The sequence below is a fragment of the Desulfovermiculus halophilus DSM 18834 genome, from assembly GCF_000620765.1.
Classification (GTDB): Bacteria; Desulfobacterota; Desulfovibrionia; order Desulfovibrionales; family Desulfothermaceae; genus Desulfovermiculus; species Desulfovermiculus halophilus.
The window spans coordinates 77,606-97,131 of the sequence record NZ_JIAK01000011.1; the positions used below are offsets into that span (position 1 = coordinate 77,606).

19 protein-coding genes and 1 other RNA gene are annotated in these 19,526 nt (G+C 58.2%); 1 reads left to right on the forward strand and 19 read right to left on the reverse strand.

From position 1 onward, the window contains the following. Positions 1-119: 119 nt before the first annotated feature. From ssrS to N902_RS0107120, 12 genes are all read right to left on the reverse strand, one after another. A non-coding RNA gene (gene ssrS, locus N902_RS19145) (6S RNA) lies at positions 120-301 on the reverse strand. 23 nt (positions 302-324) lie between these two features. After that, on the reverse strand, positions 325-600 hold the full coding sequence (locus N902_RS0107070) for a cell division protein ZapA (RefSeq protein ID WP_027370366.1): 276 nt from the start codon (positions 598-600) through the stop codon (positions 325-327). Positions 601-606: 6 nt separating this feature from the next. Then, complete coding sequence (locus tag N902_RS19985) at positions 607-783, reverse strand: hypothetical protein (RefSeq protein ID WP_167330632.1); 177 nt, start codon at positions 781-783, stop codon at positions 607-609. Further along, positions 784-2,208, reverse strand: coding sequence for a bifunctional UDP-N-acetylglucosamine diphosphorylase/glucosamine-1-phosphate N-acetyltransferase GlmU (gene glmU / locus N902_RS0107080; protein WP_051564403.1), 1,425 nt, complete (start codon positions 2,206-2,208; stop codon positions 784-786). It lies immediately after the preceding gene. Positions 2,209-2,497: 289 nt separating this feature from the next. After that, positions 2,498-2,905 (reverse strand): F0F1 ATP synthase subunit epsilon, encoded by a 408-nt coding sequence (locus N902_RS0107085; protein WP_027370368.1) that lies wholly within the window; start codon positions 2,903-2,905, stop codon positions 2,498-2,500. Positions 2,906-2,925: 20 nt separating this feature from the next. Further along, positions 2,926-4,332, reverse strand: coding sequence for a F0F1 ATP synthase subunit beta (gene atpD, locus N902_RS0107090; RefSeq protein ID WP_027370369.1), 1,407 nt, complete (start codon positions 4,330-4,332; stop codon positions 2,926-2,928). A 15-nt stretch (positions 4,333-4,347) separates the two neighbouring features. Continuing rightward, on the reverse strand, positions 4,348-5,226 hold the full coding sequence (locus N902_RS0107095; RefSeq protein WP_027370370.1) for a F0F1 ATP synthase subunit gamma: 879 nt from the start codon (positions 5,224-5,226) through the stop codon (positions 4,348-4,350). A 15-nt stretch (positions 5,227-5,241) separates the two neighbouring features. After that, positions 5,242-6,750, reverse strand: coding sequence for a F0F1 ATP synthase subunit alpha (gene atpA, locus N902_RS0107100; protein WP_027370371.1), 1,509 nt, complete (start codon positions 6,748-6,750; stop codon positions 5,242-5,244). A 5-nt stretch (positions 6,751-6,755) separates the two neighbouring features. Then, complete coding sequence (gene atpH / locus N902_RS0107105; RefSeq protein ID WP_027370372.1) at positions 6,756-7,307, reverse strand: ATP synthase F1 subunit delta; 552 nt, start codon at positions 7,305-7,307, stop codon at positions 6,756-6,758. Continuing rightward, complete coding sequence (atpF, locus tag N902_RS0107110; protein ID WP_084287968.1) at positions 7,304-7,762, reverse strand: F0F1 ATP synthase subunit B; 459 nt, start codon at positions 7,760-7,762, stop codon at positions 7,304-7,306. Before atpF (N902_RS0107110) ends, atpH begins: the two co-directional genes overlap by 4 nt. A 134-nt stretch (positions 7,763-7,896) precedes the next feature. Then, positions 7,897-8,319: a F0F1 ATP synthase subunit B gene (gene atpF / locus N902_RS0107115; RefSeq protein WP_027370374.1), complete on the reverse strand. Its 423-nt coding sequence runs from the start codon at positions 8,317-8,319 to the stop codon at positions 7,897-7,899. Between the two features lie 239 nt (positions 8,320-8,558). Further along, positions 8,559-9,437, reverse strand: a complete 879-nt coding sequence (locus N902_RS0107120; RefSeq protein ID WP_244147386.1) for a radical SAM protein — start codon at positions 9,435-9,437, stop codon at positions 8,559-8,561. A gap of 90 nt (positions 9,438-9,527) precedes the next feature. On the opposite strand from N902_RS0107120, the gene N902_RS0107125 reads away from it, so the two are divergent. After that, entirely contained in the window at positions 9,528-11,393 is a 1,866-nt protein-coding gene (locus N902_RS0107125) for a bifunctional acetyl-CoA hydrolase/transferase family protein/GNAT family N-acetyltransferase (protein ID WP_027370376.1), read from the forward strand. Between the two features lie 373 nt (positions 11,394-11,766). On the opposite strand, the gene N902_RS0107130 is transcribed toward N902_RS0107125, so the two are convergent. From N902_RS0107130 to N902_RS0107160, 7 genes are all read right to left on the reverse strand, one after another. Then, positions 11,767-12,294 carry a hypothetical protein gene (locus N902_RS0107130; protein WP_051564404.1) on the reverse strand — a complete coding sequence of 176 codons (528 nt, stop codon included), beginning with the start codon at positions 12,292-12,294 and terminating at the stop codon, positions 11,767-11,769. 137 nt (positions 12,295-12,431) lie between these two features. Next, the gene (locus N902_RS0107135; protein ID WP_027370378.1) at positions 12,432-14,195 is read right to left on the reverse strand and encodes an acetate--CoA ligase; all 1,764 of its coding nucleotides are present in this window, start codon (positions 14,193-14,195) and stop codon (positions 12,432-12,434) included. 792 nt (positions 14,196-14,987) lie between these two features. Next, positions 14,988-15,764, reverse strand: a complete 777-nt coding sequence (locus tag N902_RS0107140; protein WP_027370379.1) for an enoyl-CoA hydratase/isomerase family protein — start codon at positions 15,762-15,764, stop codon at positions 14,988-14,990. Continuing rightward, complete coding sequence (gene meaB, locus N902_RS16855) at positions 15,761-16,840, reverse strand: methylmalonyl Co-A mutase-associated GTPase MeaB (RefSeq protein ID WP_084287970.1); 1,080 nt, start codon at positions 16,838-16,840, stop codon at positions 15,761-15,763. Before meaB ends, N902_RS0107140 begins: the two co-directional genes overlap by 4 nt. A gap of 12 nt (positions 16,841-16,852) precedes the next feature. Further along, positions 16,853-17,263, reverse strand: coding sequence for a cobalamin B12-binding domain-containing protein (locus N902_RS0107150; RefSeq protein ID WP_027370380.1), 411 nt, complete (start codon positions 17,261-17,263; stop codon positions 16,853-16,855). Between the two features lie 21 nt (positions 17,264-17,284). Further along, complete coding sequence (locus N902_RS0107155) at positions 17,285-18,967, reverse strand: acyl-CoA mutase large subunit family protein (protein ID WP_034622102.1); 1,683 nt, start codon at positions 18,965-18,967, stop codon at positions 17,285-17,287. A 176-nt stretch (positions 18,968-19,143) separates the two neighbouring features. After that, positions 19,144-19,526, reverse strand: a 383-nt coding sequence (locus tag N902_RS0107160) for a 3-hydroxyacyl-CoA dehydrogenase family protein (RefSeq protein WP_027370382.1), incomplete at its 5' end; no start/stop codon positions are given.

Consider the following 19,526-nt stretch of genomic DNA (forward strand, 5'->3'; position numbering starts at 1 on the left):
CCGGCAGTTCTGGATATGCCGGTCAACAGGCAGGAAGCCCTGGAAGTTCACTTATGTCTGGCTGGATACAGGACGCAGAAGATCCAGGAAGGAAACGGCACCCGTCTTTGGGGAGAAGAGCAAACCCCGGGGGTCCGTGTTGCAGGCCATCTTGAACCTGGCGTACCAGGTGGGTGCATCTTGGCATCCATCAGGCTTCCCGAAAAGCTCGGGCATGCTCAACAGGATGCGCGAAGTTGCTCCCGTTTTGAGGATGTTGGCTCAAAAATGGTTCCTGCAATCACCAAAACCCCAGGGCATACCTCCAGTACCGTCCTGCCGAGGTCAGTCCCCGGACGTGTCTTCCTGATCCATTCTTTCCAGAAGCTGGCGGACCTTGTCCTCGAGCACTTCCAGCCTCTGTTGGGTCTGTATGTAATCGTCAGCCAAACTCAAGGCAACGAGAATAAGCAATTTTTCGTTACTGACCCGCGATCCGTAGGTGTCAAGCCCCTGGAACCGCTCTTGTATCAATTGCTCTGCGTGTCGAATCCTGTCCTCTTCGGCATTGGTTCTAAACGAAACCTCCTGCCCAAGAATGCGTACGTTATAGCTCGGCATTAGGTCCTATATATCCGCCTCTTGTATTTTTTTCAAGAGGCGATCCAACCTGTTCAGGACATCATCCTTTATTTGCCGCTCTGTGTCCAGCGTTGACTGCAGTCTGGAATTCTCCTCTTCCAGCTGGCTGACCCGCTGCAGCAGGCGCTCCATGCGATCCTCGAGCTGGTCGATGAGATCCATCTAATTTTCCTCGTCACCGCCCCTGAGTTTTCTTCGGGGCACATGCCTCTGCGCGGCCCTGGTAACGGCCAGCGTGTTGTCCGGCACATCCTTGCTGATTGTGGATCCTGCGCCCACCAGGCTTTCTTTCCCTATGCGCACCGGCGCAACCAAGGCCGTATTGCTCCCGATAAAGGCCTTGGGACCGATCACGGTCTGGTGCTTTGCTTTACCGTCGTAGTTGCAGGTTATAGTTCCGGCTCCGATATTGGCCTCGGCACCCACATGCGCATCCCCGATGTAGGAGAGATGATTGGCCTTGGCCCCCTGGTCCAGAACAGCCTTTTTCAGTTCCACAAAATTGCCCACCTTGGCCCCGGCCTTCAGCTCTGTCCCCGGCCGCAATCGTGCGTATGGACCGACCTGGCATCCGGCCTCCACCCTGGCCTGTTCCAGGTGGGAAAACTCCAGGACCCGGGCCTTGGGGCCTATATGAGCATCCTGCAGCCAGGTATGGGAGCTTATCCAGGCCTGGGAAGCAACTGTGCTCGCTCCATAGATTTCGGACGGCCCTGTGATCTCCGCCCCAGGCTGAATCCCGGCCAGGGGGGATATCCGGACCTGATCCGAATTGCGCAGGACAACCCCGGAGTTCAGCAGCTCGGAGTTGATCCGTTTCTGAAGCAGAGACTCGCAGGCAACCAGCTCTGCCGGGCTGTTCACTCCCAGCAGGCTGCTGTCCCGCCCCGCGTTGGAGGCCACCACCAGCTCACCGTTGTTCACTCCCAAATCGACGAGCTCGGTAATATAGTACTCGCCCTGGGCATTGTTCTGGCTCAACTGATTCAGATACGGCTCCATGCTGGGGACATGCAGACAGTAGACCCCGGCATTGACCTCATTCAGCCCACTCTCCCGCTGGGCCGGTGACAAATCCTTGTCTTCCACAACAGCGCGCACCGTTCCATCGGTTCGGCGGATGACCCGGCCGTACCCATCCGGCTCGTCCAGCTCAATGCTCAAAAATCCCAGGGAGGCCGAATTCTCCCGGCAGCTCTGCACCAGCCCGCTCAACGCTTCGGCCCGGATCAACGGCGCGTCCCCGTTGACCACCAGGCACCACTCGCAGCCGGCCCGGCGGACGTCCGGCCAGGCTGCTGCAACGGCATGCCCGGTCCCCAGTTGGCGTTTTTGATGCACAAAATGTCCGCCATAGCCGATGCAGGCTTGGCGCACCCGCTCCCGGCCATAGCCGACCACCGTCCACTGCCGGTCAATGTCCACCACCGCCCCGAGGGCCCGATGGACATACCAGAGCATGGGCAGGCGCAGCAGCTCGTGCACCACCTTGGGTTGCTCGGTCTTCATCCGGGTTCCCTTTCCGGCGGCCAGAACCACGGCTCCTGTCACTCCGGCGCCGTTGTCTGCTTCTCGTATGGTATGCATGGGTCTCGCGCCTGTCCCGGGTTTGGTTCAAGCCCTCCAGCGGCGGCTTGGAAAAGGCGAGTATAATCAGAGCACCGGCTCAACGCAAGAGCGGATAATGGGCAGGACTGTGCTGATGTGGGAGATATGGCGGACTCGGCGGGCCATATCCGCCCGCAGGTGTGCGGAATTCCAGCCTGTGCCGCACAAGGCAGGGAGGCCCGCAAAAAAGCCCGTCGCGGGCCTGCGGGCAATGGAAAATATCAGCGGGAGCAGCCCTATGCTCGCAGGGCTGCTCCCGGGTCGGAACTCAGCTTTCTTTTTCCCTGGTTGTGATCCTGTGCATCGCCCGTCTCAAGGCAGCCTCGGCCCGGGCGGCATTGATCTTGTCCCGCTCCTGCTGCAGGCGCTGCTCAGCCCGCTCCTTGGCTTTCTTGGCCCGGACGACATCAATTTCCTCCGCCCGTTCCGCACTCTCAGCCAGGATGGTCAGTTTGTCCTGGGTCACATCGGCAAAGCCGCCGGACAGGAACACATAGTGCAGCTTGCCTTCCGTCCTGTAATACAACGACCCGATGGCCAAGGCTGAAAGAAACGGGATGTGATTCTTCAAGACCCCGAACTGGCCCATCAAGCCTGGAACGCCGACGTATTCGACGTCTTGGCTCAGAACCAGCTTATCCGGGGTTACTATCTCCAAGCGTATTGTACTGGCCATAGTCACATCCTAAGTGCTGATTATTGCATCTTTTCAGCCTTTTCCCTGGCTTCCTCGATTGTGCCCACCAAGTAGAAGGCGTTTTCCGGGAGATCGTCGTGCTTGCCTTCCAGGATTTCCTTAAAGGCCCGCACAGTTTCTTCAGTCTTTACATAGGCTCCTGGAATTCCCGTGAATTGTTCGGCAACATGGAACGGCTGGGACAGAAAGCGCTGAATGCGACGGGCCCGGGCCACGGTCAGCTGGTCCTCGTCCGAAAGCTCTTCCATGCCCAGAATGGCGATAATGTCCTGCAGCTCCTTGTATTTCTGGAGGATCATCTGTACCTGCCGGGCGGTCTGATAGTGCTCGGTCCCCAGGACATTGGGGTCCAGAATCCTGGAGGTGGAGTCCAGGGGATCAACCGCCGGATAGATGCCCAGCTCCGCGATCTGCCGGGAAAGAACCAGGGTCCCGTCCAGATGGGAGAAGGTGGTGGCCGGAGCGGGGTCGGTCAGGTCGTCGGCCGGGACATAAATGGCCTGAACCGAGGTGATAGACCCCTTTTGAGTGGAGGTAATCCGCTCCTGCAGTTCACCCAGGTCGGTGCCCAGTGTGGGCTGATAGCCCACAGCAGAGGGCATCCGTCCCAAGAGAGCGGACACTTCCATGTTGGCCTGGGTGAAGCGGAAGATATTGTCGATGAACAGAAGCACGTCCTCGCCCTGCTCATCCCGGAAGTACTCGGCCGCGGTCAGAGCGGTCAGGGCGACCCTGGCCCGGGCTCCCGGAGGCTCGTTCATCTGTCCGTAGACCAGGGCGGCGTTGGGCAGGACGCCGGCCTCCTTCATCTCCAGATACAGATCGTTTCCTTCCCGGGTTCGTTCCCCGACTCCGGCAAACACGGACTTCCCTCCGTGCTGCTTGGCGATGTTGTTGATCATCTCCATCAGGATAACCGTCTTGCCCACACCGGCGCCCCCGAACAGGCCCATCTTTCCGCCCTTGGGAAAGGGTATGAGCAGATCGATGACCTTGACCCCGGTCTCCAACAGCTCCACATCCGTGCTCTGATCGGCAAAGGTCGGGGCCGGACGATGAATGGGGTAATAGTTCTCGGACTTGACCTCGCCGGCCTCGTCCACCGGGCGGCCGACAACGTTTAGGATCCGGCCCAAAGAGGGCTCGCCAACAGGGACCGTGATCGCGGCGCCGGTATCCTCGGCCTCCATCCCGCGAACCAGCCCTTCGGTCGCGTCCATGGCGATACAGCGGACGATATTGTCTCCCAGCTGCTGGGCAACCTCGACGATCAGCTCATCTTGGTCCGAGCGGCTGGGATCCTTGATCCGAACTGCATTGCGGATGCTCGGCAATTTCCCTTCTGGAAACTCCAGGTCGACGACAGCTCCGATGACCTGCGATATCTTTCCTACATTCTGACTCATTACATGCCCCCTTTATCATTTGAGTGCCTCAGCGCCGCCGACGATATCCAAGAGCTCGGCAGTGATCGCAGCCTGCCTGGCCTTATTGTAGGCCAACGTCAAGTTGGAAATCATATCGTCGCAATTGCTGCTTGCATTATCCATTGCCGTCATCCGGGCTGCGTGCTCACTTGCTGAGGTCTCCAGCAGTCCTCGATAGACTTGCACCTTGATAAACCGCGGCAAAAGCTCGGCCAGGATGCCGTCCACCGACGGCTCGTACATATACTGGGCCGTTGCTCCGCTTTCCTCTGTCTCTTCCTGCACCTCGCTCTGGACCACTGGCAAGAGCTGCAGGGCCTTGGGCTCCTGTTTGGCCACACTCAGGAACTCGCCGTACACCAGATGCACCTCGTCCACGTCCTGATTGACGTAGGAGCTGATCAGCTCGGTCCCTAGATCATTGGCCAAACTGAAGTCGAAGCCGTCCATGCAGTCCGTGCGGGACATAACCACATCGAACTCCCGCTTGCGAATCTGATTCCGGGCCTTCTTGCCCACGCAGTAGAAGACGACCGTCTTGCCTTCTGCGGCCTTCTCCCGGGCGATACGCAGGGATTTCTGGATCAGATTGGTATTAAACCCCCCGCACAGGCCCCGGTCCGAGGTCATGAGCAGTATGCCGACGGTATTGACCGTATCCCGATGTTCTAGCAGGGGATGCGCGGACGCCTCCACCCCCCCGGACATTTCCCCCAGCATCTCGTAAAACTTTTCTGCATAGGGGCGGAATCGTTCAATGCGGTCCTGGGCCTTGCGCAGCTTGGCCGAGGCCACCATGTTCATGGCCCTGGTGATCTGCTTGGTCTTTTTGACCGAGGCGATCTTGTTTTGAACTTCCTTCAGTGAAGGCATGGATTACCCCTTTTGCTAGGCCTGAAAAGACTTCTTGAACTCTTCCACGGCTGATTGCAGTCTGCCTTCCAGGTCGTCGTCCAGCGCTTTCTTTTCCTTAATGCCGGCCAGGAGATCACTCTTGCTGGCCCGCAGGAACTCCAGATACTCGCCCTCGAACCGCTTGATGTCATCCACGGCGATTGCATCCATAAAGCCCTTGGTTCCGGCATGAAGCACGGCCACCTGCTCTTCCACCGGCATGGGCTGGTACTGATCCTGTTTCAAAAGTTCCATCATCCGTTTCCCGCGCTCCAGCCTTTCCTGAGTGGCCTTATCCAGGTCGGATCCGAACTGGGCGAATGCGGCCAACTCCCTGTACTGGGCCAGATCCAGACGCAGGGTTCCGGCCACCTGCTTCATGGCCTTGATCTGGGCGCTGCCGCCCACCCGGGATACGGAGAGTCCCACGTTAATGGCCGGCCGGAATCCGGCGTTGAACAGGTCCGGCTCCAGATAGACCTGGCCGTCGGTGATGGAGATCACGTTGGTCGGGATGTAGGCGGAGACGTCTCCGGCCTGAGTCTCGATAATAGGCAACGCGGTCAGGGATCCGCCGCCGTACTCGTCGCTGAACTTGGCCGCCCGTTCCAAAAGACGGGAATGGAGGTAGAAAATGTCCCCGGGGAAGGCCTCACGTCCGGGGGGACGGCGCAGGAGCAGAGACATCTGGCGATAGGCGACGGCCTGTTTGGACAGGTCGTCGTAGATGATCAGGGCATGCTTGCCGTTGTCCCGGAAGTGCTCGGCCATGGTGCACCCGGCATAGGGGGCGATGAACTGCAAAGGAGCAGGATCGGCGGCCGTGGCAGAAATGATGGTTGTATACTCCATGGCTCCGTGCTGGCGAAGGACGTCGGCCACCAGGGCCACTGTGGACTTCTTTTGCCCGATGGCCACGTAAAAGCAGTGCACGTCTGTATCTTTCTGAGCCAGGATAGAGTCAACGGCAATGGCCGTTTTGCCGATCTGACGGTCTCCGATGATCAGCTCACGCTGTCCGCGGCCTATGGGAGTCATGGCGTCAATAGCCTTGAGACCTGTGTGCATGGACTCCTTCACCGGCTGTCGGGCGATGATCCCCGGAGCCTTGACCTCCACCAGCCTGGTGTCCTGAGAGGAGATCGGCCCCATGCCGTCCAGCGGTGTCCCCACCGGATTCACAACTCGACCGGCGACTGCATCCCCGACCGGAACGGAAAAGACTGTTCCAGTCCGCTTGACCGTGTCTCCCTCGTTGATGTGCGTGTCTTCGCCCAAAAGGGCTACGCCCACGCTGTCCTCTTCCAGGTTCAAGGCCAGACCATAGACCCCGCCGGGGAACTCCAGCAGCTCCATGGACATGCAGTTTTCCACCCCGTAGACCTTGGCGATCCCGTCTCCCACAGACAGGACAACACCGGTCTCGGTCATCTCCATTTTTTGTTCGTAGTTTTTAATCTGATCTTCAATGATTTGGCTTATTTCGTCAGCTTTGATTTGCATGGCTCTTACTCACCTCTTTTGATGGTTTCCCGCATCTGATCCAGCTGCGCCCGCAAGCTCGCATCATACACCCTGTCCCCTACCTTCAGGACCAACCCACCAAGGATCGAGGTGTCGGTCTCGTAGTCCAGGACCAATTGGCCCTTGAGCTGCTTCTCCAGCTTCTTCGTGATCTGATCCTGCTTGGTTTTGGTCAAATCAATGGCCGTTACCAGGCGTCCGCGGAGGATCCCTTCATTGGCATCCAGCAGCTTGCTGAAATATTCTTGGATTTCCAAAAAGTTGGCCAGCCTTTCCCGGTCTGCCAGATACAGGCAGAACTGCCGAACGGTTCCGGCTATCTCCAGCCTGTCCAGCAGCGCGGTGACCACTCCTTTTTTGTGCTCAACCCGGATGATGGGGTTTCGAAAGAGGCGGACCAGCTGAGGGGCCTCGCGCATCACCTCGGCCAGCTGCTCCAGCTGCTGACCGTATGTCTTCAGCTCCTCGCCGCCCTGCTCCTGGCCGATTGCGAACAGCGCCCGCGCATATCTTTTGGCAATGACTTGTTCCCTCAATTGAGCACCACCTTTGTTAGATATTTGTCAACGAGCTTCTCCTGTTCTTTCTTGGTCAGCTTGTCGGAAAGCATCTTTTCCGCGGATTCGATGATCTTATCCGCCATCTCGGCCCGCAGGTTGTCCAGCATGAACTGTGCTTCCTGTTCAGCCTTCAGCCTGGCCTGCTCCTGAATCTTTTCCGCATCCTCATTGGCCTTGGCCAGGATGGCCTGCCGGGCCGCCTCGCCCTGCTTTTGGGCCTCGTCCAAAATGGCCTGCCGTTCCTGCTCCAGGCCGGCAATGCTGTCTTCCACCCGTTGCAGCTCCTTGGCGGCATTGGCCTTGCGGTTTTCCAGCTCCTGAAGCTCGTTGCGGATGGAGTCTTTCCGTCCGGAAAAGAACTCCTTGATCCGCTTGCCGGCCAGCTTGTAGATAATGCCCACAAACAAGACCAGGTTCAGGACCCGCCACATAAAATCCTTCCAAGCCGCGGCCTCGTTCCCCCCGCTAGCGGCCAGGGCTTGGGAAGCCGTCAGCACGCATACGCACGCGCCCAATAGAATCCAACACCTCTTATTCAACGCTCCACCCCCTTCGCATTCTGGGTTTACGCCTTGACCAAAACCTTGTCCGTGACCTGCTTGGCGTACTTTTTCACTTTCTGATCCAGCGCCTTGCGCGCTTCCTGGCTCTGGGCCTGAATATCATCCCGGGCGGCGGTGAGAATCTTGTTCCCTTCCTCTCCGGCGGCAGCCAGAATATCCTTTTCTTCGGCCACAGCTTCCTTCTTAGAACTCTCTCTGATCTCCCCGGCCTCCCGGCGGGCCCGGTCCAATGCGGCCTGATACTCGTCCAGTTTGGATCTGGCCTGGGCGTTGAACTCCTCTATCCCGCTGAGATCGGAGGACATCTTCTCTTGGCGCTGTTTGACAATCCCGCGGATCGGCTTATAGATAAGAAAATTGAGCAGGGCCAGGAGGATCAGGAAATTGACGAGCTGAATGAATAAGGTGATGTTGAGTTCTATCATGCCGCCTCCCTGGAATTTGTGAAATTTGTTGCAAACTGGAAAGTGTTTACCTTATTTCGGGTGCCCTGTCAAAGATTTTTTGAAGTAAAACCAGCTCATTCACGCCCTCAGCAGGCGCCGGACGGCATTTGTTCTTTTTTTCACTACCATGCGCCGCTTTGGCCCGTTGCTGGCCTCCAGGTCTGGATCAGGGAATGGGCCTTTGACTCCTGCCGACCTGCGAACACTTCGGTCCGGGATTACAGGGCCCGCATCCACTCCGGCTTGAGCTGGACTCCTCCCTCCAAGGCCCGGTCGATGAGCCCGAGGGTTTCCTCCTTCTGGTCCGGAAAGCGGACCCGGATGGGCAGATAGTTGGAGGCGTGGTTGGCCATGAACAGTCCCCGGTCCAGGTCGGTATGGGCCAGCATCTCCCGCAGCTCCATGAGCACGCCGCGCTCATCCGGAAGGTGGAAGCGTCCCTGCTCCCAGTCGGCATGCAGAGGCGTTCCGGGAATGAGCATGACCGTCAGAGCCCCCACATAATCCGGATTCATAGCCGTTAAGAGCTCCCCAGTGGCCCTGGCGTGCTCCAGGGACCTCTGGGTTCCGGCGATACCCAGAAGGACGGTGACCGACAGCTTGATCCCGGCCCGGCGCACCTTATGTCCGGCCTGGATCAGCTCCTTTGCCGTTGTTCCTTTCTGTATCCCGGCCAGAGTTCGGTCGTCTCCGCTTTCCGCACCCAGATACAAAATGCCCAGCTTGAGCTCCCGCAGCCGGGCAAGCTCCTGGTCGGTCTTCTTCCGGATGGACTTGGCGTTGGCATAGGCCCCGATTCTGGTCACCCAGGGGAGCTTGGCGTTTATCTCCTCCAAAAGGGGCACCAGCTTGCGCTGGGGGATGATCAGGGCATCGCCGTCCATGAGGAACACCCGCCGCTGCCTGCGCATGGTCCGGGCGGCGAAGTCGATATCCTCAGAGATGATCCGCGGATCCTTGATCCTGAACTGCTTGTCTTTGTAACTGCCGCAAAATGTGCATTTGTTGTGTGAACAGCCCAGAGTAACCTGCAGCAGGATGCTGTCCGCCTCGCTCGGAGGCCGGATGCAATGCCCTTCATAATGCATTCCGTCCATTTCAGATGCTCCTTATCCTCAATCTTGACGAAGGCATGTTCTTCAGCCAATCTCATTCTGTGCACAACCAGGAGACCACACGGAGGCAACATGCACGATTTCATGGCCCGGTACGAGGGCAAGACCCTGCCCCCGGAGCGGGCGGTCAAGACCATCAAGAACGGCAGCCGGGTGTTCATCGGCACAGGATGCGGCGAACCTCAAGCCCTGATCCGGGCCATGGTCCAGGATATGAACATCCAGGACATCGTCATCTATCAGATGCTTTCCTCCACCTGCGCCCAGTTTGTCAACGACCCCTCGTTCCTGAGCCGTTTTTCCCTCAAGCTCTTTTTCATCAGCCAGCACATGCGCCAGGCGGCCTTTGAAGGGAAGATCGACTACATCCCGGCCTACCTGTCCCAGATTCCGGCCCTTTTCAACTCCCAGCAGATCGGCCTGGATGTGGCCCTGATCCAGGTCAGCCCCCCGGACAAGTTCGGCTACTGCAGCCTGGGCATCTCCGTGGATATCACTCTGGCCGGACTGAAGAACGCCGACACGGTCATCGCCCAGGTCAACCCGAACATGCCCCGGACCTGGGGGGACAGCTTTGTGCACGTGGACGAGATCGACACTCTGGTCTGGCACGAGGAATCCCTGGTGGAGATGGTCAATGTGACCAAAAACGAACAAATAGTCAAAAGGATCGCCGCCTATGTCAGCCAGCTCATAGACGACGGATGCACCCTGCAGGTCGGCTTCGGGCATCTCCCTGACGCCCTGCTTCCCTACCTGACCTCCCACAAGGACCTGGGCATCCATACCCAGGTCATAACCGACGGATTTCTCCCCCTTTTGCAGCAAAAGATCATCACCAACAAGATGAAATCCTATCTCCCGGACCGGGTTGTGGCCTCCCTGTGCATGGGATCAGAACAGCTCTATTCCTACGTGGACAACAACCCCATGTTCTACTTCCGGTCCTCACAGTTCGTGAACGACCCCAACGTCATCGCCCGCAACGACAATCTGATTTCCTTGAGCTCCGCTTTGGAAGTCGATTTGACCGGACAGATCTGCACAGACTCCAAGGGGTATTTATTCTACAGCGGCATCGGGGACCAGGTGGACTTCATCCGGGGGGCGGCCATGTCCCGGGGCGGGTTTTCCATTATCGCCCTGCCTTCCACGGCCCAAAACGACGAGGTCTCCAGGATTGTCCCCCATCTCAGCGAGGGAGCCGGTGTGGCCACCACCCGGGGGGACGTGGACATCGTGGTCACCGAGTACGGGATAGCCGAGCTGCACGGCAAGGGGATCTATCAGCGGGTCATGGAGCTGGCCCAGATCGCCCATCCCAAGTTCCGCGAAGAGCTCATCCAGGAAGCCAAGAAACGGCATTACATCTTCAACGATCAGCTTCCGCCGACCAAGCAGGACTTGATCTTCCTGGAAAACTACAAGACCTATCTCAATCTGCCCAACGGCAAGGATGTGGAGTTCAGGCCCCTGCTCCCCTCCGACGAGTTCGCCTCCCGCAACTTCTACTATTCCCTGCAGGAGAACACGGTCTACTACCGGTTCTTTAACATGCGCAAGGTCTTTTCCCGGGAGATGCTCCAGCAGCAGTGGGCCTCGGTGGACTACAGGAAAAACATGACCATCATCGGCCTGGTCCAGCGGGGCAAGCACAAAGAGATCGTGGCCATCGGCTCCTATGCCAAGGCTGAGGAAGACACGGCCGAGGTGGCCTTTGTGGTCAAGGAAGAGTACCAGAACCAGGGCATAGGGACCTACCTGGTTCAGACCCTGGAGATGATCGCCAAGGAAAACAAGTACTCAGCGTTCACGGCCACAGTTTTGACCGAGAACACGAACATGATCCATGTCTTTCAGAAGTGTTACCCCCAAGCCCAGATCAAGCGCAGCGGGGGCGGGGATGTAGAAATCTATATGCCCTTCCAGGAGCAGTAGCCTCAAAAAAAGGGTCTTCGACGTAGCCTGTGGATCTTTGGAGTTTGCCATCTCTTCTGTTAGCCCACTTTCTGTGTCGAAGAGTAAAAAAAACGCCCGCTTCCGCGGGCGTTTTTTTTGGTCATTTTCGTCCCTTGATGCAAGGGACAAGAAATGACATGGACTTGGACCTCTCGTATTAATAAGGGCAAAAAGTTGTTTCCTTTTTGCCAGCTGCACTGAAGCTGCGCGGGAAATGCATTCCCGCTTGCTTCATGCGCGAGTCCCGCCACAGGCGGGTCTCCTAATGGGAGAGCAATGCTAAAACATTTCCCACCCATTAGGGGTACAAAGAACAAACAGACTCTCGTCCTGGCCTCCAGGACGGACAGAATTAGGGCAGATGAATTCCAATCGCCCCGCAAAAGGCCATAAAGGTAAACACAAAAGCATCTGTAAAGGCGGCCATACCGGCAATCTTGGCCCCTTTGGCGTTGCCGGTATAGTGGGCCCAGCTTCCGCCCCACAGAACAGGGACCAGCAGGCCCAGGGCTATGGCCAGGAAGACATGGGCGTTTAGGGCCGCCCAGACGGTAAACAGAAAGAACAACAGACCGGTGAGCATATTGGCATGGACCATGACCAGGCGGTTCGTCTTGCCCAGGGTCATGGCGAATCCCAAATACCACAACGCCAGAATAAATGCTGCGGCAATGGTGGCATCCAAGGCGTTTCCGTTGGCCAGAACAAAGCACAAGGCGATGGTTTCCAACAGAGCGCCAGCCAGAAGAACAATCCCCAGATCCCGGGGATCGTTCTTGCCCCATCCCAAATCGACACAACCGATACAAACGGTCATGATGGCTGCTTCCCACAACAGAGTGTTCATCGATGCATGAATAATCGCAGAAGGCTCTACCATTTTCCCCTCCTCAATGGATTGCACAGGTTCACTGCCGCCAGCCGTACGAGGTCCAAATCCCGCAGATGTCGGCCGGGCACCGGATGCCCGGCCGTCTGACTCTGATTCGCCTTTACGATGAAAAGGCTTGCCCCGGGTTACTTCTTGGAGCTCAACTCAGGAAAGTCCTGGTAGAAGTATTCGAACTCACCGCGCCCGGACCCTTCATCCTTCTTCTTCACTTCCTGCTCCCGGAGCTCAATGCGCCGGATCTTGCCGCTGATGGTCTTGGGTACCTCGGGCACGAACTCGATGATCCTGGGGATCTTGAACTTGGCCAGGATGTTGATGCTGTGCTTGAACAGCTCCAAAGCCAGATCCCTGGACGGCTCGTAATCCTTGGACAGGATGACGTAGGCCTTGACCAGCTGATAGCGCTTGGGATCCGGACTGCCCACAACAGCCGCTTCGGCCACCGCCGGATGCTCGACCAAGGTGCTCTCCACCTCAAAGGGGCCGACCCGAAAGTCGGAAGACTTGATCACGTCGTCGGCCCGGCCCACGAACCACCAGTAACCGTCTTTGTCGAAGCAGGCCCGGTCCCCGGTATAGTAGAAGTTGTCCACAAACATGTTGCGCATCTTTTCCGGATTGCCGATGTACTCGGTAAACAGGCCGATGGCCCGCCACCGGTCCAGACGAACCACGATATGACCGGTTTCGTCCACCTGGGTGATCTCGTTCCCTTCGTCGTCGGCCAGGGTAATATCATACATGTAGGACGGATAGCCGAAGGAACCGAAGCGCATCTTGCCTTCCATCCAGGGCGGATTCCCGATCATGGCCGTAGACTCGGTCTGGCCGTAAAAGTCCCGGATCTCAGTGCCGGCATACTTCTTCCACTGCTGAATGACTTCCGGGTTCAGGGGCTCTCCCGCACTCACGGAACAGCGCAGGGACTTGAAGCTGTATTTGCTCAGATCCAGACCGACGAACATCCGCCAGGCAGTCGGCGGGGCGCAAAAGGTGGTCACTTCATACTTATCTATAAATTCCATGTACTTGGGGCCATTCAAGGCCTTGAAGTTAAATCCCGTGGCGGTTGCACCCACATTCAAAGGGGCAAAGAAGGAGCTCCAGGCCCACTTGGCCCACCCCGGAGCACTCAGGTTGTGGTGCACATCGTCCGGCCGCAGACCGATCATCACCGCTGTGGACAAATGCCCCACAGGATAGGACATTGCCGAATGTCCGACCCGCTTGGGCAGCCCGGTGGTCCCGGAGGTAAAGAAGCAGAACAGGAGGTCGTCGGACTTGGTTTTGGCCGGCTCCGCCTGGCCGTCCTCACTGGCCAGATCGGAGTAGCTGGTCCATCCGTCTTTGCTGCCCAGCACGATCTTGACCTTGGGCTGGGTGCCGGTGTCGGCCAAGGCCTCGTCCATGACCCCTGCCGAATCCTCGTCAACCACCAGCACATCCGGGGAATAGGTCTCAAAGCGGAACTTCAGCTCCCGCACTGTCATGCTGGTTGCCGTGGGCACCGCGATCAGCCCGCCCTTGACTGCGGCAAAGCTGACGAACCAGGTCTCGGGGACAATGGGAATCATCATGTACAGGTTGTGGCCCTGTTCCACTCCATTTTTCCGCAAAAAGTTCAAGACCTTGTTCCCGTTGGCGGCAAATTCCTTGTAGCTGAACCTGCGTTCCTGGTCCGATTCCAGATCGGCCCAGATCAAGGCCGGCTTGTCCCCCTGCTCCTTGACGTGCAGCCCCTCGAAGATCTCGGAGGCCCAGTTGAAATACTCCGGCTTGTCCATGTAGTTCAGACGCTCAAAAAAGGACTTGGCCGCTTCCTTCCGCTTCTCCATGTCGTCTGTGACATTGATCTGCATCACGTCCCTATAGACCTGTTCCATACTCATCTGAGCCCTCCTTTGTGATTACTAACAACACCTGTTAATCATATGATGAAACACATGAACACGTTCCGAGAGGCCGACCGCTTCACTGACCAGCGTTTCGGACAAGAGAACAAAGGCCAGCAGACTGCACCGTCCAAATCACCGACCCGGGGCATCTTGCCAGCCCAGAGAGGGCGAATGATTATTCGCCCCTTCACCCGACCCGTCGGATTCAGGCCGGAGGCCAACCACAGACAACAGACCTCCGACTCCCGCCTTCTTTCCGTCCCCCCTTGAGGGGGGTTGGGGGGTGTTGCTTCCTGCTTTTTCTGACCTCTGATCACTGACGTCTGTCTTCTGGCCTCTGACGTCTGTCTTCTGATTCGGGGATTACTTCTCTGTTCGCCTTGCTCATTAAGCCTTGGACCTCGGACCTCCGCAGAAGTAACACCCCCCTTGGATTCCCCCCTCAAGGGGGGGACGGAAACCGCGGGCTCCGGGTACAGTCCGGAAAATCAAGCTCTTCCACAATTTGCTCAACCGATGATCCGACTCAAGGAACGCCCGGGTTCCAAAATGCAGCCCCCAACTGACCTCCCTCCGTCCCCCCTTGAGGGGGGTTGGGGGGTGTTTCTTCCTGCTTTTTTCTGACCTCTGATCACTGACGTCTGATCTCTATCTTCTCTCTTCTGACCTCTGTCTTCTGACCTCTGACTTCTAACCACTGTCCACTGTCTACTGTCCACTGACCTCTGGTCTCTGACGTCTGACGTCTGTCTTCTGCCCTCTGTCTTCTGTCCTCTGTCTTCTGTATCACCGCCCCTTCCACTCCGGGCTGCGCTTGTTCAGAAAGGCACTGACCCCTTCATGAGCGTCCTGGGTCGAGCAGAGCAAGGCAAAATGGTTGTTGGCCATTTCAAAGGCGCTCGCATAGTCCAGATCTTCCATCCGGTAAAAGGACTTCTTGCCCATCTGCACCGCCAATGGGCTCTTGGCCGCTATCTTGGCCGCCATCTTTTGGGTGGCCGCCTCCAGCTCATCCTTGGGCACTATCTTGTTGATCAAGCCGATCCGATAGGCCTCGTCCGCATCGATCATGTCTCCGGTCAGTACCAGCTCCAGGGCCTTTTTCCGGCCCAGATTCCGGGCCAGGGGCACGGCCGGGCCCATGCAGAACAGCCCGACATTCACCGCAGTGGCCCCGAACCTGGCCCCTTCGGCGGCAATGGCCAGATCAGCTGAGGCCACAACACCGATCCCGTTGGCCACGGCCAGATCCTGGACCGAGGCGATAACCGGGGTGCCCATCCGGGAAATGATCAGGCTCATCTCCTCCATCTGCTGGACCCAGGCGTAATAGTCCACGGCCTCTTTGCCTTCCAGCTCAGTGATATCGATACCGGCGCAGAAGGCCTTGCCCTCTCCCTTGACCACCACCACCCGGACCTGCTGGTCATCCTCCAGCTCCTGCAGAGCCTGGGCGAATTCCCGGGCAAGAGGGGTATTGAAGGTATTCAGGTTCTCGGGCCTGTTCAAGGTGATGGTGCCGATAAATTCGTCCACTTCCACGCGAATCGCTTCATAGCTCATGTTTTCTCTCTCCTGTCGGCGGTAATAGGCATTGCATTCAGCCGCTGCCTCCAGTCCTCGGCGCAGACCAGGGACACAATGTCCTCGGTCAGGGAATAGGGATCACTCTGCTTTCCGGCCAAAGCCGTGAGCATTTCCTCCCATTTTCCACTTTCATGCAAGGATTCGACCACCTTGTCCACCAAGCCGCTGTCCAGGGCATGCTTGAGCTGCACTCCAGCCTTTCTCCGCTCCCGTTCCTTTAACACATCGCTGTCCCGCAGCAGCTCATAGTGTTCATCGATCTTGGACCGGACCTGATCCACCTTGGCCAAAAAAGGTTCAGACTGGGCCAGGTTCTCCACGGTCAGGATCGGAGGCCTCCATCCGGACCGGAAGCCGTCGGCCATATCCAGGGCCCGGGTCAGCTCGTTGAGCAGCTTGGCAGCACCCGGCTGGTCCGCCTTGTTGATCACAAACAGGTCGGCGATCTCCATGACCCCGGCCTTGATGGTCTGCACCTCATCCCCCATTCCCGGGGTCAGGACCAGGAGGATGGAGTGGGCGTTGTTCATGATGTCCACCTCGGATTGGCCGGTGCCCACGGTCTCGACCAGGATGATATCCTTGCCCATGGCATCCAGGACATGGATGGCCTCGTCCACGGCATCGGAGAGTCCGCCCAGGGCACCCCGGGTGGCCAGGCTGCGGATGAACACACCCTTGTCCTCGGCATGCTTCTGCATCCGGACCCGGTCCCCGAGGATCGCACCCCCGGTGAACGGGCTGGTCGGATCCACGGCCAGCACGCCCACGGTCTTCCCCTGTTTGCGGTAGTTGGTGATCAGTGCGTCGCTGAGGGTACTCTTGCCCGCTCCCGGAGCTCCGGTCAGACCGATGACATGGGCCCTGCCGGTCAGGGGGAACAGGCTTTTGATCAACTCAGTGGCTCTTGGATTCTTGTCCTCAATATTCCGGATCAGCCTGGATACGGTCCGGACGTCACCGTTTCTGATCCGTTCCACGATCCGGTCTGTTGTGTTTGGTCCCTGCGCTGGGGTATGCGTTTGTTCAGCCAATACCGTCCCCTTATTCATGATCCAGCCGCTCTACAGCTCGTCCCTGGGCGAAACATTGGTTTTAACCCAGGAGATGATGTCTTCCAAAGGCGTGCCCGGAGTAAATATCTCCTGCACGCCCCGTTCCCTGAGGTAGGGCATATCCTGTTTGGGGATGATGCCCCCGCCCACGACGACGATATCATCCGCTCCCTGCTCTCTGAGCAGATCCACAACCTTGGGGAACAAGGCCTTGTGAGCCCCGGACAAACAACTCAGGCCCACACAGTCCACGTCCTCCTGCAAGGCGGCATTGACGATCTGTTCCGGGGTTTGATGGCACCCGGTATAGACCACCTCAAATCCGGCATCCCGAAAGGCCCGGGCCAGGATCCTGGCCCCCCGGTCATGTCCATCCAATCCCGGCTTGGCCACCAATATCCGCAGCGTCTTGTCAGCCATTCTCGTCACCTCTTTGCTCGATTAGAACAATCCCGGATCCTGATACTCGCCGTATACCTCGCGGTAGACGTCACAGATCTCCTGTTCCGTGGCCAGGGCCTTGACCGCCTCGATGCAGGGAGGCATGACATTGTCACCCTTTTTGCAAGCTGTACGCACCTCGTCCAGGGCCCGCTTGACCGCCTTGTCGTCCCGCTTGCGCTTGATCTCGTTCAAGCGCTGCAGTTGGCTCTGCTCCACCGCTTCGTCGATGTCCAGGATGGGACATTCTTCAGCCTCTTCAGTCACATACTTGTTCACGCCCACCATGACCCGTTCTCCGGACTCCACCTGCTGCTGGTACTTGTAGGCAGCATCGGCAATCTCCATCTGTGGATATCCCTGCTCAACAGCCGCCAGCATCCCGCCCATGGAATCGATCTTCTCGATGTATTCCCAGGCCTGCTCTTCCATCTCATTGGTCAGCTTCTCCACAAAATAGGAACCGGCCAAGGGGTCTATGGTGTTGGCCACGCCGGTCTCCTCGGCAATGATCTGCTGGGTGCGCAGGGCGATCTGCACCGCATGGTCCGTGGGCAGGCACCAGACCTCGTCCAGAGAGTTGGTGTGCAGGGACTGGGTGCCGCCCATGACCGCGGACAAAGCCTCCAGGGCGGTTCGGACCACATTGTTGTACGGCTGTTGCGCTGTCAGGGAACAGCCCGCGGTCTGAGTGTGAAAGCGCATCCACCAGGACCGCTCATTCTTGGCCCCGTACCGGTCACGCATGACCTTGGCCCAGATCCTCCTGGCCGCCCGCATCTTGCACAGCTCTTCGAAAAAATCGATATGCGAGTTGAAGAAGAAAGACAGGCGAGGGGCGAACTCATCCGGGTGCAGCCCCTTGCGTTCCATGACGTCTTCCACGTAGGCCATGCCGTCCCGCAGGGTGAAGGCCAGCTCCTGGACCGCAGTGGAACCCGCCTCCCGGATATGGTATCCGCTGATGCTGATGGTGTTCCAGCGGGGAACATGCTTGGTCCCGAACTCCACTGTATCGCTGATCAGCTTGATGGAGGCCTCGGGGGGAAGCATGAAGGTCTTCTGGGCGATGAACTCCTTGAGCATGTCGTTCTGGATCGTGCCCCCGATCTTGTCCAGGGACACCCCTTGCTGCTCGGCGCAGGCGCAGTACATGGCCCACATGACCGAGGCCGGAGGATTGATGGTCATGGAGGTGGTGACTTCGTCCAGGGGAATGCGGTCCACCAGGATCTGAAAATCCTCCAGGGTATCGATGGCCACCCCACATTTGCCGCACTCCCCAAGGGCCTTCGGACTGTCCGTGTCGTAGCCCATGAGGGTGGGGAAATCAAAGGCCGTGCTCAGCCCGGTCTGCCCTTCGCGCAGGAGCATGTGCCACCGCTCGTTGGTATCCTTGGCCGTGCCCATTCCGGAAAACATCCGGTAGGTCCACAGTCGGCCTCTATAGCCGGTGGACTGCACCCCGCGGGTGAACGGAAACTGGCCGGGAAACCCGAGATCCCGTTCAAAGTCCAGCTCGGATATGTCTTCCGGAGTATACAGGCGCTTGATCTCATGATCGGAAACAGTGGAGAAAACCTCTTTGCGCTCCCCTTTCCGATTGATCAGGCGCCGGACTTGGTCTTCCCACTGGACGCGCAGACTGCTGCATTGATCCAGCACTTCCTTGGCAAAATACATTGCTCTTCTCCTGCGTACAAATTATCGATTCCCTGAGCTTTTCCGGATCAGGCCCACTTAATGCCGGCCCGTCCTGTTCGGACGGCCGATATCCCGGCAGGCATACGCAGCGGGCACGTTCGCCGTCCAACTGAAAACGCCTGCACAATGCGTATTGCGCAGGCGTTATGACCGACTCAGCTGTAGTCGTAGATTCCCTTGCCGCTCTTCCGGCCCAGCCAGCCGGCGTTGACATAGGACTTGAGCAGGGGGCAGGGCCGGTACTTGGGATCACCGTAGCCGTCCTGCAGGACCTCCAGGATGGACAGGACCGTGTCCAGCCCGATCAGGTCGGCCAGGGCCAGCGGACCCATGGGGTGGTTCATCCCCAGCTTCATGATCTGGTCGATCCCCTCGGCCGCGGCCACACCCTCGTACAGCTCCCACAGGGCCTCGTTGAGCATGACCATCAGCACCCGGTTGGACACGAACCCGGGCACGTCCCGGCAGGCCACCGGGGTCTTGCCCATGGACTCGGCCACGGACCGGACCGTGGCCGTGACCTCTTCCGAGGTGGCCA